The sequence below is a fragment of the Chlorogloeopsis fritschii PCC 6912 genome (assembly GCF_000317285.1).
Taxonomy (GTDB): domain Bacteria; phylum Cyanobacteriota; class Cyanobacteriia; order Cyanobacteriales; family Nostocaceae; genus Chlorogloeopsis; species Chlorogloeopsis fritschii.
The window spans coordinates 80,629-97,542 of sequence record NZ_AJLN01000033.1 but is presented as its reverse complement, the minus strand read 5'-3'; the positions used below and the strand labels follow the sequence as shown (position 1 = coordinate 97,542).

The window sequence follows — 16,914 nt, the reverse complement described above, 5'->3', positions numbered from 1 at the left end:
GTTGGGTACGTCACTAATTTGCGCTTATGCGATCGCATAATTTTTGAAGATCCGGAGAAAGAATGCTGCATAAGTTACCACTTTCATTTTTCAGGAACACACGAAGATAAACATACATCCACAGGTGGCGGACAGTATATTTTCCACGGCAGTGGTTTAGCTCCGAAAATTACATCTCAATGCTATCATCAACAACCATACCTAGAAATCGGGCGTTGCTGAATCACTGATCGCCTTTACGAGATATTCCCGCTTCGATTCAAGTAGTGCCACAACGAGTGTTAGAAGAACAGCAAGTTACTACTCTCAATGATGCACTCAGAAATATCAGTGGTGTAACTCAGACTGCTCCTAGTTACTTTAATCAATTTGCCACTTTTACGATTCGAGGGTTTGAAGTTTCTGACGGTGCAGGTAATTTCACCAGGAATGGATTGAGATATTTACAAGGGGGAGGTAAAGCAGCAAATTTTGCTAATATTGAACGAATTGAAGTTCTCAGAGGCCCTGCTGCGGCAGATTAGATTTCTTCGAGCAGACGAACAGAGATTTCATCAATGAAACAGAAGAATTTCAATCTGGAAATGCCTTTAGTCCTCGTGTGGGGATTGTCTATCAACCAATTCAACCAATTTCGCTCTATGCCAGCTATAGTCGCTCGTTTGCGCCAAGCATTGGCAGATTGATTGATGGCGAACAATTTCAGCCAGAACGAGGGACACAGTATGAGGTTGGGGTTAAAGCAGATATTAACAACAGACTCTCCGCGACTCTCGCATTTTACGATCTCACTCGTTCTAACGTCACAACTGATGATCTAAGCAATCCAGGCTTTTCGATTCAAACAGGTGAACAAAATAGTCGTGGTATTGAATTGAACTTTGGAGGAGAAATCTTACCAGGATGGAACGTGATTGCAGGCTATGCTTATACCGATGCGCGAATCACAGAAGATAACACATTTGAACCTGGTAATCGTTTGTATAACGTACCAAAACATAGCTTCAATTTATGGACGAGCTACGAACTGCAAGAAGGTGACTTGAGAGGATTGGGCTTTGGATTAGGATTTTTCTACGTAGGCGATCGCCAAGGGGATTTAGAAAATTCATTTACGTTACCCAGCTATTTTCGCACAGATGCTGCTATCTTCTATAACCGCGGACAGTTCAGGGCATCATTGAACTTTCGGAATTTGTTTGATGTAGACTATTTTGAATCTGCTTACGATCGGCTTAACGTTTTCCCAGCGGAACCATTCACTGTACAGGGAACACTTTCATGGCGGTTTTGAGGAGTTAGCAATTCGTGAAAATCTCTCTACGCCGCCTCATCTATCTACTGTTTTTGGGAGTCTTAACGGCAACACTGATTGTAGCTTGCAGTACGATTAACAATACTCGTGTTACAAATCACAAACTGCAAGTTGAAGACTGTCGAGTCGTGCAACATACAATGGGTGAAACCTGCATTCCTCGCAATCCTCAACGAGTCGTAACTCTAAGACCTGATACTTTAGTAAATAGCTGGATATTGGGTATCAAACCTATTGGCTCGGCATATGAACTCGGTTCCCAGCTTCCCAAATATCTTCAAGGCAAAGTTGAGCAAGTAGAGTTTGTTGGGAGCTATGATTCTCCTAATTTAGAAAAGATTTTGCGACTTAAACCCGACTTAATCTTATCTAACTCTTACATGAAAGATATTTATGAACAGTTGTCACAAATTGCACCTACTGTTGTACTAAACTATCCTTGGCCTCCCCTTGGTTGGAAAAAGCAACTAGAAGAACTTGCTCAGATATTAGGCAAAGAGAATATTAGTCAGCAATTTATGGATAATTACTGGCAACGGATTGAAAAACTCAAGCAAGCTCTGGGAGAGCGTCGCCATACCCTAAGGATATCCGTTGCAGATGTAACTGGAGAAAATCTATTTACGGCATACGGAGAAAAGCATTATTCGGGAACGATTCTCAAAGATATTGGATTGCAACGTCCGCGATCGCAAACAGGAGATTTCTTCTACATAGAAAATATCTCGGAAGAAACCATACCTAAGATTGATGGGGATGTTCTGTTTCTTGTATCTTTGGAATTTTATGGTGACAAGACAAAATTGGAGAATCTTAAACACAAACCCTTGTGGCAATGGCTTAACGCCGTTCAACGCGATCGAGTCTATTTTGTCGGCGAACATTGGCATGAATCAGATATTTTCGCGATTAATGCTATCCTTGATGACCTCGAAAAATACCTTGTCAATACACCTTAACCCATGCCTAAACTAGCACTCAAACTGGGTGGAAGTAAAAGGCAGCCCCAACTACAGCATAGGTTGCAAGCAGCAACATCCCCTCTAACCAATTGGAGCGACCATCTAAACTAATTAGATTGGCAATGACTACAGCAATAATGACTGCAACAACCTCAAACAAGTTAAAGTTTAAATCCATTGGTTGTCCAATTAGCTGCCCAACTAGCACAAGGATCGGTGCAACTAACAAAGCAACTAGTAAACTCGACCCCATTGCTACAGACACTGACAAATCCATGTTGTTCTTCATTGCTACTCGGACAGCGGTTACGTATTCGGCTGCACCTCCAATTAGTGGTAACAAAATTACTCCGGTAAATAGAGGCGTCAATCCTAGTCCCTTTGTTGCTTGTTCAACTGCACCAACAAAAATCTCCGACACGAAGGCTACACCAATGGTTGCTGCAAGCAAAATACCAACCCAAAGAGCCAAATTTGGCTTTGAATGCTTATCTGCTTCTGTGGTTTGTTCTAAAGAAACCTTATCTTCTAGTTCTACAACCCCAACATCGTAGAGGTAGCTGTGAGTCTTCAAAGAAAACAACAGCGTCAAGCCATAAACTACAATTAAAACAACCGCTACAAAAATCGACAAGTTGGTAATAGCACTTGGCTCAACAACATTAGATGTGGTGATCACCATCGCAGGCAGGACAATTGCAGTGACTGCCAGTGTCATTGTAGAACCATTGACTCGCGCGGCCATTGGCTGAAAAGTCTGCTCTTTGTAACGTAGCCCACCCAACAGCATAGATAGACCCATTACCAGTAGTAGATTACTGATAATTGTTCCAGTAATGCTGGCTTTTACAATATCTACCAAGCCTTCTTTGAGAGCTACTAAAGCAATGATTAACTCAGTTGCATTACCGAATACTGCATTTAACAAACCTCCGATAGAAGGCCCTAAAACCACAGCAATCTCTTCTGTTGCTCTACTCAACCAGATTGCTAAGGGAATAATTGCAATCGCTGATAGTCCAAACACTATTAATGCATCCCAGTCTAACTTTTCTGTGACAATTGCAATCGGAATAAAAACTAGCAAACCTATTGAAATTAGATTTTTAGTTTGTATGTTTTTGAGTAGATTTGACATCAGTATAGAACTCTAATAATGACTAGTTAGCACAAAATCTCACTGAATTAAATCAAAGCAATTGTCTTGTCTGTAACAATTACTAAGCAACTCACCAGTATAGAAATCTGATTTTCCAACAGTATTTTATATGCAGCGTTAAATATAGCTAACTAGCTAAAGATGGATAATTGCCGCCGTGGATATACTTTACTTCTATAATTATGATTTAACAAACAGCCACTGAGTCAAATTTGTATTTACCTGCATTTTCTGGAGGATTTGTCAATAGCTCAAATAGTATAATGGAAATTGTTGAAATAGCTTGTAAAAATTGAATCTCGCCACATCCAGAATTCTCCGTAGTGCTACTTCGTAACTTTTTTATCACTTTTTTGTGTATGAACCGCTAAATTTACTAAAAATTACCTAATTAGGATAATATTTTGCCGTTTTTGGATAGACTTACATACCAAAAAATAGTAGACTTTACGTATTTTGGTAACTGCAATTTCAATGGCTAAGTAAAACAGAAGACTAAAATTTCTAGTTATTATAATGACATCAAAACCATATCAAACAACAAATAAACGCTCTCCCCTTCAACGCTTACTTAACTACGGACAAAATTATCGCTCACAAATTTATCAGGCCTCAACCTATTCTATTATTAATACAATTTTAGATTTAGCACCACCTTGGTTAATCGGTGTTGCTGTAGATATATTAGTACAGCAACAAAATTCCTTCATAGGTAAATTAGGAATTAGAGATGTATTATGGCAATTTGCCTTACTTTCACTAATCACTGTTATTGTTTGGGTATTTGAATCGCTTTCTCAGTATGCCTATGACAGGCTTTGGCGGAATTTAGCCCAAAATATCCAACATAATTTACGCTTAGATGCCTACAATCATTTACAACATTTAGAATCGGCTTATTTTGAAGACAGTAGTACAGGTGGTTTGATGTCTATTTTGAGTGATGATATCAACCAACTTGAAGATTTTTTAAATGGGGGAGCAAATGAAATTATTCAAGTAACTACTTCATTCATAATTTTAATTGGTGGTGCGCTCTTTATTTTACCTCCTAGCATCACCATAGCAGCAATGTTGCCAATGCCATTTATTCTCTGGGGTTCTCTGGTATATCAAAGACGTCTCGAACCTCGTTATGCTGATGTCAGAGAAAAAGTCAGTTTTCTGAACTCTCGTTTAGCAAATAATATCAGTGGAATTAGTACAATTAAAAGTTATACTGCTGAAAATTATGAGAGTGCAAGATTAGCAAATGAAAGTGAGGCTTATAAAAAAAGTAACGCCAAAGCAATTAAACTTTCTGCCGCGTTTATCCCCGTAATTAGAATGTTGGTTTTAGTCGGATTCACGGCTTTATTATTTTTGGGAGGGATGGCAGCATATGCAGGAAGAATATCTATAGGTAATTATAGTGTTTTATTGGTTTTAGTACAAAGGTTGTTGTGGCCGTTGGTATTTTTAGGAGAAACTTTTGATAGATATCAACGAGCGATGGCTTCTACGAAGCGCGTTATGGATTTGTTAGATACTCCCATCCAAATTACGACAGGAGATATACCTTTATTTGTTGAAAAAGTACGGGGTGAAGTTGAATATAAAAATGTTACTTTTGCCTATCAAAATCGTGAAACAATAATTAAGAATTTATCTTTGCATATTCCTGCCGGAAAAACTATTGCTATTGTTGGTTCAACTGGTTCGGGTAAAAGCACATTAGTTAAATTATTACTGCGTTTTTATGATACTTCTAATGGTGTAATTACTATTGATGGAATTGATATTCAAAAATTGAATTTATCTGATTTGCGTCGTAGCATTGGTTTAGTTAGTCAAGATGTATTTTTATTTCATGGTACAGTGGCAGAAAATATTGCCTACGGTACTTTTGATGCTACAGATGAAGCGATTATCAATGCTGCAAAAATAGCTGAAGCCCATGATTTTATTATGCGGCTTCCTCAAGGTTATGAAACAATAGTCGGGGAACGAGGACAAAAGTTATCTGGGGGACAACGCCAACGTATCGCTATAGCTAGAGCAGTTGTGAAAAATCCACCAATTTTGATTTTAGATGAGGCGACATCTGCGGTAGATAATGAGACAGAAGCAGCAATTCAGCGCTCTTTAGACAAGATTACTATTAATAGAACTACGATTGCGATCGCTCATCGTCTTTCCACGATTCGCAACAGTCATTGCATATGTGTGATGGATAATGGTCAAATTGTTGAGCAAGGTACGCATGAGGAATTACTAGCGCTTGATGGCATCTATGCAGGATTCTGGCACGTGCAAACCGGGGTTCATTAATGCTTACTTTTTTAAGCGTTTCTGAATAGAAGTATGAAATGAAGAAATGTTGTAAATAAAAACTCTTACTCTCTGCGACTCTGCGTGAGATAAAATTTATCCCACAATTATGAACGCCGTTTTTTACTAAAAGCCAAAATTGGTATGAGCAGTATAATAACCGTAATTTTACTAACCATGCCACAGTAGGCTGACATGAAAAGCTTTGGTAAACTTTGGTTGCCTAAAAGACTAAAAATCATCGTGATTTTACTGTTAGTTTTGTGGCTTTCGCTAGCGGGATTAGCCACCTATACTGTCCGTCAATCTTTTCCTAGAGAAAGTGGCACAATTCAACTACCTGGAATTAAAGCAGAAGTTACCGTTCGGCGCGATCGATGGGGAATACCCCACATTTTCGCTACCAATTCCTACGATCTATTCTTAGCACAGGGCTACATACACGCTCAAGACCGCTTTTGGCAAATGGACTTTTGGCGACACATCGGTTCTGGGCGGTTGGCAGAAATGTTTGGTTCTTCCCAGGTTGAGACTGACAGATATCTGCGGACTATGGGTTGGGCAAGGGTGGTGCAACAAGAAATACAGCAAATGGATGCAGAGATGAAAGCGAATCTGCAAGCTTATGCTGATGGTGTCAATGCCTATCTCAAACAGCGTCAAGGCAGCGCCCTAAGTTTAGAATACGCAGTCCTCAAGCTTCTCAATCCTGGGTATAAACCGGAACCTTGGCAACCGCTACACTCCCTAACTTGGGGTAAAGTAATGGCTTACGATTTGGGTAGAAATTTGGATCGCGAAATAGAACGCGCTATCTTGCTTAAAACCCTCACTCCTGCTCAGGTAGAAGAACTTTTTCCGCCTTACCCTGAAAATCTGCCAACGATTTTGCCTGGATTTAGACATGAAAGAGGAGCACAGAAACAAGCCGAACGAAAGTTGGAAATCACTAGCCACTATTCTGTAGATTTTGTGACAAAAGCTTTAGAGTCAATTAGCAAACCAATGTTGGCTTTAGAGAAACTAATCGGCTCAACAGGAGTAGGAATTGGCTCGAATAGTTGGGTTATATCTGGGAAGCGCACGGCTACAGGCAAACCTATATTGGCAAACGATCCTCACCTAGCTGCGCAAATGCCCTCTATTTGGTATGAGGTTGGTTTGCACTGTACACCCAAAAGTAAAGAGTGTCCTTATGACGTGACTGGCTTCTCCTTCGCGGGAATGCTAGGGGTAATTATCGGTCATAACGATCGCATTGCTTGGGGTGTCACGAATGTTCAATCTGATGTCATGGATTTGTACATCGAAAAAGTCAACCCAAACAACCCCAATCAGTATGAGGTGAATGGTAAATGGGTGGATATGCAACTTGTGAAACAAACAATTCAAGTTGCAGGTAGCGAGCCGATTGTACAAACGGTGCGCTATACCAGGCATGGGCCGATTCTTTCGGATGTTGCACCTAATTTGAAAGAATTTAATTCAACTCAGTACTCCAATCTACCACAAAACTATGTCGTTGCTTTGCGGTGGACAGCTCTAGAACCATCCAGACTTGCCTATGCAATTGCCCAACTGAATCGCGCTCAAAATTGGCAGGAGTTTCGCACTGCCGCTAGCAATTTTGATGTTCCTGCTCAAAATCTAGTTTATGCTGACGTAGAAGGCAATATTGGCTACCAGATGCCAGGTAAATACCCTATACGCGCTCAGGGAGATGGACGTTATCCTGTTCCTGGTTGGACAGATAAATATGAGTGGCAAGGCTATATCGATTTTGAGGATTTACCCCAAAGTTTCAATCCGCCTCAAGGTTATATTGCTACCGCCAATAATTCAGTAAGGAGTGAATATCTTTACGTGATTACTAAAGACTGGGTTTATGGCTACCGAGCAAAACGCATTGTGGAGATGATTGAACAGCAAACTCAGCCTTTATCTGTCAACGACATACAGCAGATGCAAGGTGACAATCGCAATTTGAATGCTCAGACGTTAGTACCGTTGCTGCAAGCTATCTCTTTCAATACTCCCCAACTGCAAGCAGCTCAAAAATTGTTACAAGATTGGGATTTGCAGTTAGGAATGACATCGCCTGCTGCGGCTTTATTTGAGACTTTCTGGAAACATTTGCTAGCCGATACTTTCCACGATCAACTACCTCAAAAGTACTTTCCTGATGGAGGCGATCGCTGGTATGCTGTGGTGGAAAATTTAGTGAAGCAGCCTAATAGTAACTGGTGGGATAACAGCAAAACTCCTGCCATTGAAAATCGCGACTACATTCTGCGGCAAGCTTTCACAGAAGCAGTGGCAGAGCTAGAACAAATTCAAGGGAAAAACTTTAAAAACTGGAACTGGGGTAAGCTGCATACTATCACTTTTGTTAATGCTACTTTGGGCAAATCTGGGGTGGCACCGATTGAGGCTTTGTTTAATCGTGGTTCTTTTACCACGGCAGGCAATGGGGAAACCGTCAATGCTAACCGCTGGAGAGCAAATAAATCTTCTTTTCAGGTGACTGATATTCCTTCGATGCGGATGATAGTAGATATGGCGAATTTGGATAACTCGTTAGCCATTCACGCTCCTGGGCAGTCAGGGCACGCTTTCCACAAGCACTACACTGATATGATTGCTCCTTGGAGCAAAATTGAATATCATCCCATGTTGTGGGAGAACAAGAGTATTGCAGCAAAGACTACAGCTACACTCAAGCTAGTTCCGAAATAGTTGCTCAATGTTCGGCGTTGCTGATTTAAAGTATGAATGTGTCTCACGCAGAGGAGCCAGTGCGTTGCGCGGGTTCCCCGCGTTGTAGCAACTGGCGTCACGCAGAGTCGCAGAGAGTAAGAGTTTTAAATGCCTGGTTTTTAAATTTCATACCTCAATTCAGCAACGCTCAATGTTCACTTTACACCACCTGTAAAGACAACAATGCGATCGCTCGTTTAAAAAGGGAGACGATCGCAACTAGACTGTTATGTTGAAAGGAGTAGGAAGGGATTTGAGGTAATTTAAAAACTCAGTAATTTCAGTGCTAGTCAATTCCTGACGCGATCGCTTGTTGTAGGTTTGGTGTAAGTAGGAGCGCCCTTGTGCTAGACTCCAACCCAGTCGTTGCATTTCCATCCAAATCAAGTCTGATTTAGATAATTCAATCACGCCTGCAATCAGTTTCCAACAAGCAAATTCATCTAAGTCTGTTTTCCGCCAAGGCTGTCCTAAACTAATAGTAACTAAACATTCATTTCCTATTGTTGTACCTTGGTTGAGTTTATCAATCAAAGCTAAATCTGTGATTTTAGCTCTGATTGTTTGTGCGTTGGCTGTAAGTATAGAAGCTTCCCACTTTCTTGTGCCTTCACAGTAATCAACCTGAAATTTAGTTGTTCTCATCAGTTGCAATGTACGTCTTTGGTGCTCAAGCAGTGATTCTAAAAAGGAAATAGGAACAGAGGTTTGCCATTGGCTGTGAAGAATTTCTGCTTCGCAGTACTGAAGTATATCAGCAATGGAAGCTTGCCCCACACGCTGCCATTTACCATGCACAATTAGGCGATTTTCGTATTCATAGCCAGGACAGGTATCGAGAAGTGGAATTTCTAAAATGTCTAACAATCTTGGCTCTTCATTATCCACCAAACACATTTCTTTGGGAACTTGTCCGTGTTCTAGATTAGTGACGGGGCGAATCCATTTACCTGTAGAGTTTTCAATGCCAGCAATGCAGCGATCGCCATATTTTTTAGAATTAGCTAAACAGATGATTTGAACCATAAATTATTAAAGGTGACATATGGTTATATTTCCCCATTTGTCACGCAAATATTCAGCCACTAGGCGACGATGGCAATGGTGTGGTTTAGCTTCACTACAGAGCAAACAGCTACCATCTAAAAGCTCAGGTGAAACTTTATTTTCCAGTTGGCGTTCTTTCATTAATTGCAAAAACTTATTTTCATAGATTTCCCAATCGCCGTTATTTTTTTTATAGGCATCTAAAATATCCTTCGTTGGTGCCATGTCTAGAATATGAGTATATTCAATGTTGCCAATTTTGAGTAAGAAATATTCTAAATCTGCACGTTTGGTAAAACCGGCTAACTGAGAAACATTATTTAGTCGTGTATCAATAACTCGCTTAACTCCAGCATTAACTAGAGTATCAAAGAATTTTTGAGCGGTTTTTTGAGTAAAGCCAATTGTAAATAAACTAATTGATTGATGCATTTGTATTCTCCGTTTTTTCTGTATAAGCAATCTGCTCACCTTGGCGCTTGTAAGCTTCTTGCAAAGATTTTTCTCTGGAATAATGACTCTTTATTTCTTCAGAAATTAATACATCATCGAACAAAGATAATTGAACTTGTTTAGGAATTTCTGGTAGCTGAAGCCCATGTAATGCTAAAAGTCTTTCTTCAAGTAAAGAATGTGATTCTAAATCTCCATTTTTCAGAATGTGTTTAATGTCTAAGGGAAATTGGCGCAGGTGCTGACAGATTAGAATTGAGCGATGGCAAGTAATCGGATCTTGTTCAGCACACATGAGAGCGATTCTGTGATTTTCTGCTCCATTTAATATTCGCTGAATACCCTCTGCAAATTGTTGGGAAGATGCTATTTTTTCAAACACCGCTTTGCCATCAACATAGTAACTCAGATCGTTTGGTCTTGCTCCCAGTTCACGTCCTAAAAATACGTAGTGAATATCTGCATTGATTAAAGTTGGCTTGAGTTCTGCATAATTAAAGTGAGGTAAATAGCGGCTGTAGGGATGCGATCGCACATCAGCCAAGGCTGTTACTTTGTAATTTTGCAGTAGTGTTATGAATTCTTCAATACTGTGATTGGAATGTCCAATTGTAAAAAGTTCCATATGAAAAAGCGGTTTGGTTGCTGCAATTATGGCATTACTATCTATTTGATGCCATCATTATTTTTGGGTATATATTTTGAGTGATAACTGGTAAGCGATCGCTCTGTTTGTATCTAGCATCAAATTTTTGGCTTGCAATATACGGTTAATTTAAAGTGAGGCTGTTTTTAACTAATACATCGGCTTAAGCTTGAGTATGAAATCATTATTTGATTAGTTGAAATGGGTTCGTTTCAATGATTATCCAGCTTCAACATACTCACATAAGGTTGTGGCTTCAGGAATAGGCAAACCCTCTTCTCGTAACCCTTCCAAATGAAATGCGATCGCTTCTATTCTACAGGTATGATATCTTGCACCATTCGAGAGAGCCAGAGGCTCTAGTTCTTGTTACCAGGTTGAACCTGGTAACGAGGGTACGCCACACATTAAGAATTATCCACGCTCCTCTAGCACTAGTGTAGACTCGGCTGCTCGTCCAAATTCTTCCGGTGCATATTGCAGGTGTACTTCAGAGCCGGGATATGTAAAAGTACCAGGAGTAACAGAACGCACTAAATAATGTAAGTTATAGACTCCTGGTTCTAAATGATCTGCATAGGCAACAATGCGATCACGATGGATAGTCTTGTAACCCAGTTGCCAGCTGTCGGCTGGTGCTTGCAATGCAGATGTGGCTGTCTGGAAACTCTCATCCACTGCTTCCAAGCCTGCTGGTAGGGGATCTGTTATCACCATATGATCTACGGGGCGATCGGCAATTATTTCTAAATTAATGTCAAAAACTTGACCTGTTTTTAAAGTTAAAGGTTTGTCAAAAGCGTAAAGCCCTGTCTTTTGAAGTACTTTTTCTTCGTTGATGTTGCGAATTTCCCGCGTTACTCGTAAACCGTTATACCTACCTGGCTGATTTCCCTGCAAGCGGTAACGATAGGCAACTAAATAATGTAATGTACCTTGTCCAGATTTTTGCAATTGTAAATCATGACGCCCACGGGGTAGTTTATCCATAGGCACTTTTATTTCTAAACTAGGATTGCGATCGCCTGCAAATTTAGCTTCTCCAAGTTTTCTATTCGCTAATTGTGCTGTGGCAACAAAATTCGGTGGTGTGGGTTGCAGTTGGCTGTATTCCACTAAAGCTGTTAGCGCTTGGGCATTATCATAGCTAGTTTGCCATGTTCCATCTCGTCGCAGTGCTAAAAGACTTTGCAACAACCTATCGACAACTTCTGGTTTACTTTGCTGAGTAATAAACAAGCGTAAAGCTTGTGCTTGCGCTGTGGTTGGCGAATTCATCCATCCCCAACTGCGGGGTAAACTTACAACTGCGCTGCGACCAGTTTCATATATATTTTGTTGTAGTTGGCTCAAAAGTTGTTGCGATTCATCCTGCCATTCTGGAAATTGAGATAAATATCGCGCTAATCTCATCTGCATGACTGGATCAAAAGCATTGCGCTGTTGATAGATATCTGCCAGGAAAGTATTGCGCTTGTCTCCCAATTCTGCCAAAGCCATTAAGGCGTTGAGTTGCATCTGGCTTTTACACGGTTGCTGCTTGCAAAATTCGTATTGTCCGGGGTTTGCTAGAATTTTTTGCAAGTATCCTTTAAGTTGGGAGAGTATTCTAGTATTAACTAAGGTAGGAAACACCTGATTTGTTTTAGCTAAAGACTCGGCTGCGTAAGTAGAAACCCAAGGATCGGATTTTTCTTGCCCTGGGAAAGCGGCAAAACCACCATCGGCAAGTTGGAGTTTTTGCAATCTTTCAATACTTTGGCTGGCTTGTTTGGTAGGATTAAATTCTGCAAAAGTCTGACTATATTTTTCTGATAGAGTTTGCAGATTTGCAGCAATCAACAACTGGCTCGCCGCAGGTTCTGCAAAAGGCAAGTCATCATCCTGCCAAACTTGTTGTGCTGGTGCTTTAATCTCTGGTATGAGAGTACTCGCTAACTGAATATCTAAACCACCTGCTTCTGAGACAGTATTTTTCTCGACATTGAGAGGAATTTTCGTTTGATCCCCCCTTGATCCCCCCTTAAAAAGGGGAGCCAGCGCGTTGCGGAGAGAAGCGCCGTGCGGGGGTTCCCCCCGTTGAGGCGACTTCGGAGGGTTTCCCCCGTTGTAGCGACTGGCGTGGGTTGGGGGGATCGTACCAGTTTCCACAACTTGTTCTGTAATTTCCAGTGGCTTAATTTCCAGAGGTACTTCAAAAGCATCTGCCGCCACACCATTTAGCTGAGTAGTAAAGCGAATTTTGCCTTCTCCAAGATTGCTCGCCGCCATTGGGAAGCGATAAGCACCAGTAGCTAATTCAGTTTTGGTTTGCAAAGCTTTCGTTTGAGGATTAATTCCAGCAAACTGCACTGCCCCGCTAACTTCACCATTAATATTGAGAGTTCCCGTTTTGCCAGTGTTGTTAGTTACAGATAAGCCAGCTTGGAAGTTATCACCAGGGCGGGCAAATTGTGGCAGTATGGCGTTAGTTAATAAGGGCTTTGTTGTGAGAAAAGTTCCTTCGCCGTTGCCAAAACGCAGATTTCCATCGGTGGCAACAGCCATGACTCGCCATGTGGTTAAGTCATCTGGTAGTTTGAATGTAATCTGTGCCTTACCATTATCATCTGTGAGGATTGAGCCGTTGTAGTAAGCAAGAGCTTGGAAGTCTTTGCGGATGCGGGTATTTGCTGCACCCGATGAAAAACCACCGCCATATCCCCAACCTTTGGGTTTAGCAACAGATTCTTGCTCTACTATTACCTGTGGACGATTATCGCTGAAGCGGGTAGCGATCGCTTGTTCTGCATAAACTGTATTTACCAAATCCGGTGGACGATAGCCAGAAAGTTGTAACACTGCTTCATTTACCACCATCACCGTAAATTGTCCTTTGCTGGGATTCCCCTGATTATCCTTGAGTTCTAGCTGTATTGTTTCCTCTGCACCTGGCTCAAGCGATGCTTGTAATGGGGTAACTTGCACTTTTAAATATTTGTCTTCTAAGTTGACATTAAAAGGTGCAAAACCTATTTTCACCAACCTATCCAAACTTCCCGCTTCTACCTGGTTGAGAGGAGCACCCTGTCTGACTAACACAGCTTGCACAGCCGCATTGGGCAACATTTCTGGTGTAACTTGAAATTGAATTTGCGGTGCGCCTCCTCTAACTTTAATTATTTGTTGATAGAGGGGTTTGTCTTTAATAACAGCAAAATACAACTCTGCTTCTGGGTAGGGAGATTGAATTAAAGCTGTAGCAGTTTCCCCTGGCTTAAATTCATTTTTATCAAGTTTAACTTCGAGGCGATCGCGCTCTTGCGAACCCCAATATACGGGATTTTCTCCTGTTGCCCAAATTTGTAAATCAGTAGCAGTGATGTCATTTCTGGCATCGCTAAAATTAGCTCTAATCCGGTATGAACCTGATTCGTTTGGTGTGAATGTTACCGCTTGAGGATGATTTGCAGATGTAATTTCCGTTTGTCCTACCGTTTTATATTCAACTTGATTTTTTGGTGTCTGACTACCTTCTACTATCTGCGTTACACTGCTGTATTTCATCTGTTGCAGTTCCAAACGTATCCGTTGACCTGTCAGTACTTTGCCTGTAGGATCGGTGACGATAACTTCAATGGGAAAAGCTTTGCCAGCTTCAGCAACGAAATTACTTTTTAAACCAATCAGGCGATCGCTCGGCAGGGCTGTAAAAGTTTTAGAATTAGCTACAGATAAATTAGAAACATCTGCAACTTGTACATCTACACGATACGTCATTGGATAAGGTAAATCTTTCGCCACCGTTACCGTTTGATTACTTTTTCCATTAACATCTAATTGGGTATTAGTTTGCAACACATCGCTAGGTACAGAAGGTGCTTCTTCCGGCCAAAACCACTGTTTACCAAAAGCAAATTCCTCCCAATCTTTGGGAATAAAATTAGTCTGCTGGCGAGTGATAAAATATTGGGCTTTACCTCCTTCTACAGGAGAACCAAATAAATAATTACTTGTAGCTTTCGCCTCAATTTTGTCATTAATTAAAGCAAATTCTTTATCTAAAGAGAGTTCAACTTTAAAGTTAGGCGGCTTAAACTCTGCTATGCGAAACTCTCCAGAAATTTCTTGCCCGTTTTTGCCCTTCGCCTGAATTGTATAGTAGCCTAATGGCTGCGTCTTTTTGATGGGTAATTCTAGAGAAAACGTGCCAAATTCATTCGTTTTTTTTGTGCCTAAATTTGTCTTTTGTCCATCCGAACTTACTAGAGTTAATTGGTAATCAGCATTCCGATCCTGCTGAATTGTGCCATTTTGCAAATAATCAGCAAAACCAGTTAACCAAGCTTTCTCTCCTGGTTGATAAAGTTGGCGATCGGAAAATATTACCCCGCGTGATATTGGTTTACCATCATCCCAATCTGCATAAATTCCATAGCCATAGGCACCACTATATTCTTCAGTACGAGCAAATGCCCAATCTTGATTTTCACGAGCAATGACTAATAACTGTGGTGCTTGTTCAAAGCTTTTTTTACCAGTAAAACATTGTTCTAAATCTTCACGTTTTAGCCTGAGAGTACCATTTTCATCTGTTTTACCTGATGTGCAAGGTATAGGTTGCGGACGTGATTTTGCTTCTAATTTTGATTCATAAATTTCGATATTAGCTGCTTTGACTGGTGAACCATCGGCAAGATGATGTACTCTAATCAAACCCGAATTAGGAAACCATTGTGCAAATACACCTAAATTTGTCAACTGCACCATGCCATAGGTTATGGGTTCTCTCCATAATTCCTTGCCATTCTCTTGATATTTATTAGTACGTGCTTGCACTCCATAGGCTAACATTCCGATCGGAGAATTGAGTTTTTCTCGTAAAGGAACATTTACCTCAACAGACTGATTTTTCTTAGCCGCTACCTTAAAGCTTTGCCATTCTGAGGATTTAGGTAATAAATCATTTCCATTCCCTTTGGGATAAGCAGAATTGAAATAAACTAAATCTGTTGGTTGTACCACTCGATAAGCAGCTTGATACCTTCCTTCTGGAAGATTTACTGTAGAAATATTCAACTGCAAATCTTTTCCAGCAGGGAAAATATTTAAACCTTCAGGAACCCAAATATCACCTGCTAAATCTCCAGTGTTGTATCTAACTGTGACTGGTTTACCTAAAGTCTGTCCAAATTGGTCTTTCAGATTACTATCTATAGTAAATGTATAATTAGTAGTCGGCTCTAAAGCGTAAGGATTAATACTAATAATGTTCTCTTTATCGTTGACTTGGATAACTTTAGAAATAGATTTGGGAGCAGGATTAATTTTAATACTTGCAATTGCAGAATCTGCAACTAAGCCATTATTAAATTCTAACTGAGGGCTGCCTTTCACAAATCTTCCATAAGCACCCCCCGCATTTGGTTGCCCATAAAACTTAATACCTTTAAATGCCAAAGGCGAATAAGTACTTATCTTACTAACAAAATTTTTATCACTAGCTAAATTACCATAAGCTGGACGTAAACCAGGATAAAACTCTAAGCGATAATTAGTAGCTTTTTCTAAACTTTGCTGTGGAGTAAGATTATAAATCCAATCAAGGGCAGAAGAGTCAAATTTTTCCAACGGATCTTGTGTTTCTGTCGGTTTTTCTGCTTTTGCTAATTCAACTTTAAAGCCTATACCCTTATTTTTACCTTCTGAAATTAATTTTAAATGCTCTCGAACTGATGTTATATCCAATTCAACGTTAGAAGTAACTTGAAATTTTGACTGCAAGTCAATTGATTCAACTTCAGATTTTTCAATTGGGTTTTTACCAGGTAAATTAGTTAGTTTAATTGGTTCTGTATTAAAAGTCCAAGCTAAATCTTTGTCGAGTTGATGATTTTTTAAATCAGCTAAACCAGCCTTTAGCGTAACTTTCAATCGTGTTGCTTTTGGCAGTGTTTTATCAGCTTGAAATCCTACCATGCGCGGTGTCAAAAATCGAAATTGACCGGGTAAAGGTGGATCGAGTGTAAATTTTTGTAGTAAATTCTGCTGTTCGGGACTATCAAGACTTTCAACAGGAATTAAAGCTTCTTTAAACCGGATACGAATTTGATTGAGAGGTGCCGCTTCTCCAATCGGACTAATTTGTTCTATCCAATCAGGTAACTGGGGTAAAGATAACGCCGAAACCTCTGGCAATCTTTCTTTACCTGGAGCAATACCAACTAAATTACACCCTGCTATTCCTAATATTAGTGTAAGGAATAGCAGGGACTGCATAAAAATT

9 protein-coding genes and 3 pseudogenes are annotated in these 16,914 nt (G+C 40.3%); 6 read left to right on the top strand and 6 right to left on the bottom strand.

The window, feature by feature from the left end:
* From UYC_RS37400 to UYC_RS0101870, 4 genes and pseudogenes are all read left to right on the top strand, one after another.
* A pseudogene (locus tag UYC_RS37400) lies at nucleotides 1–222 on the top strand (AraC family transcriptional regulator); the annotation flags it as partial.
* A 44-nt stretch (nucleotides 223–266) separates the two neighbouring features.
* The gene (locus UYC_RS37225) at nucleotides 267–524 is read left to right on the top strand and encodes a TonB-dependent receptor plug domain-containing protein (protein WP_026087327.1); all 258 of its coding nucleotides are present in this window, start codon (nucleotides 267–269) and stop codon (nucleotides 522–524) included.
* Nucleotides 515–1,294 (top strand): annotated as a pseudogene (locus UYC_RS0101875) (TonB-dependent siderophore receptor); the annotation flags it as partial. The gene UYC_RS37225 and the pseudogene UYC_RS0101875, both read left to right, overlap by 10 nt.
* 14 nt (nucleotides 1,295–1,308) lie before the next feature.
* The gene (locus UYC_RS0101870; RefSeq protein WP_016872939.1) at nucleotides 1,309–2,274 is read left to right on the top strand and encodes an ABC transporter substrate-binding protein; all 966 of its coding nucleotides are present in this window, start codon (nucleotides 1,309–1,311) and stop codon (nucleotides 2,272–2,274) included.
* 19 nt (nucleotides 2,275–2,293) lie between these two features.
* Here the strand turns inward: UYC_RS0101870 and cax are convergent, their stop codons facing one another.
* Nucleotides 2,294–3,415 (bottom strand): calcium/proton exchanger, encoded by a 1,122-nt coding sequence (gene cax / locus UYC_RS0101865; RefSeq protein ID WP_016872938.1) that lies wholly within the window; start codon nucleotides 3,413–3,415, stop codon nucleotides 2,294–2,296.
* Nucleotides 3,416–3,629: 214 nt separating this feature from the next.
* Nucleotides 3,630–3,742: pseudogene (locus tag UYC_RS39300) on the bottom strand (DUF2887 domain-containing protein); the annotation flags it as partial.
* A 210-nt stretch (nucleotides 3,743–3,952) separates the two neighbouring features.
* On the opposite strand from UYC_RS39300, the gene UYC_RS0101860 reads away from it, so the two are divergent.
* On the top strand, nucleotides 3,953–5,746 hold the full coding sequence (locus UYC_RS0101860; RefSeq protein ID WP_016872937.1) for an ABC transporter ATP-binding protein: 1,794 nt from the start codon (nucleotides 3,953–3,955) through the stop codon (nucleotides 5,744–5,746).
* A 195-nt stretch (nucleotides 5,747–5,941) separates the two neighbouring features.
* Nucleotides 5,942–8,482, top strand: coding sequence for a penicillin acylase family protein (locus UYC_RS0101855; protein WP_016872936.1), 2,541 nt, complete (start codon nucleotides 5,942–5,944; stop codon nucleotides 8,480–8,482).
* A gap of 240 nt (nucleotides 8,483–8,722) precedes the next feature.
* On the opposite strand, the gene UYC_RS0101850 is transcribed toward UYC_RS0101855, so the two are convergent.
* The 4 genes from UYC_RS0101850 to UYC_RS0101835 all read right to left on the bottom strand — a co-directional run bounded on the left by UYC_RS0101850 (nucleotide 8,723) and on the right by UYC_RS0101835 (nucleotide 16,907).
* Complete coding sequence (locus UYC_RS0101850) at nucleotides 8,723–9,529, bottom strand: dual OB domain-containing protein (protein WP_016872935.1); 807 nt, start codon at nucleotides 9,527–9,529, stop codon at nucleotides 8,723–8,725.
* A 6-nt stretch (nucleotides 9,530–9,535) separates the two neighbouring features.
* Nucleotides 9,536–9,982, bottom strand: coding sequence for a DUF488 domain-containing protein (locus tag UYC_RS0101845; protein WP_016872934.1), 447 nt, complete (start codon nucleotides 9,980–9,982; stop codon nucleotides 9,536–9,538).
* Nucleotides 9,966–10,628, bottom strand: a complete 663-nt coding sequence (locus UYC_RS0101840) for a DUF488 domain-containing protein (RefSeq protein WP_016872933.1) — start codon at nucleotides 10,626–10,628, stop codon at nucleotides 9,966–9,968. The genes UYC_RS0101845 and UYC_RS0101840 overlap by 17 nt, the downstream gene beginning before the upstream one ends.
* A 435-nt stretch (nucleotides 10,629–11,063) precedes the next feature.
* Nucleotides 11,064–16,907, bottom strand: coding sequence for an alpha-2-macroglobulin family protein (locus UYC_RS0101835; RefSeq protein WP_016872932.1), 5,844 nt, complete (start codon nucleotides 16,905–16,907; stop codon nucleotides 11,064–11,066).
* Nucleotides 16,908–16,914: the final 7 nt, after the last annotated feature.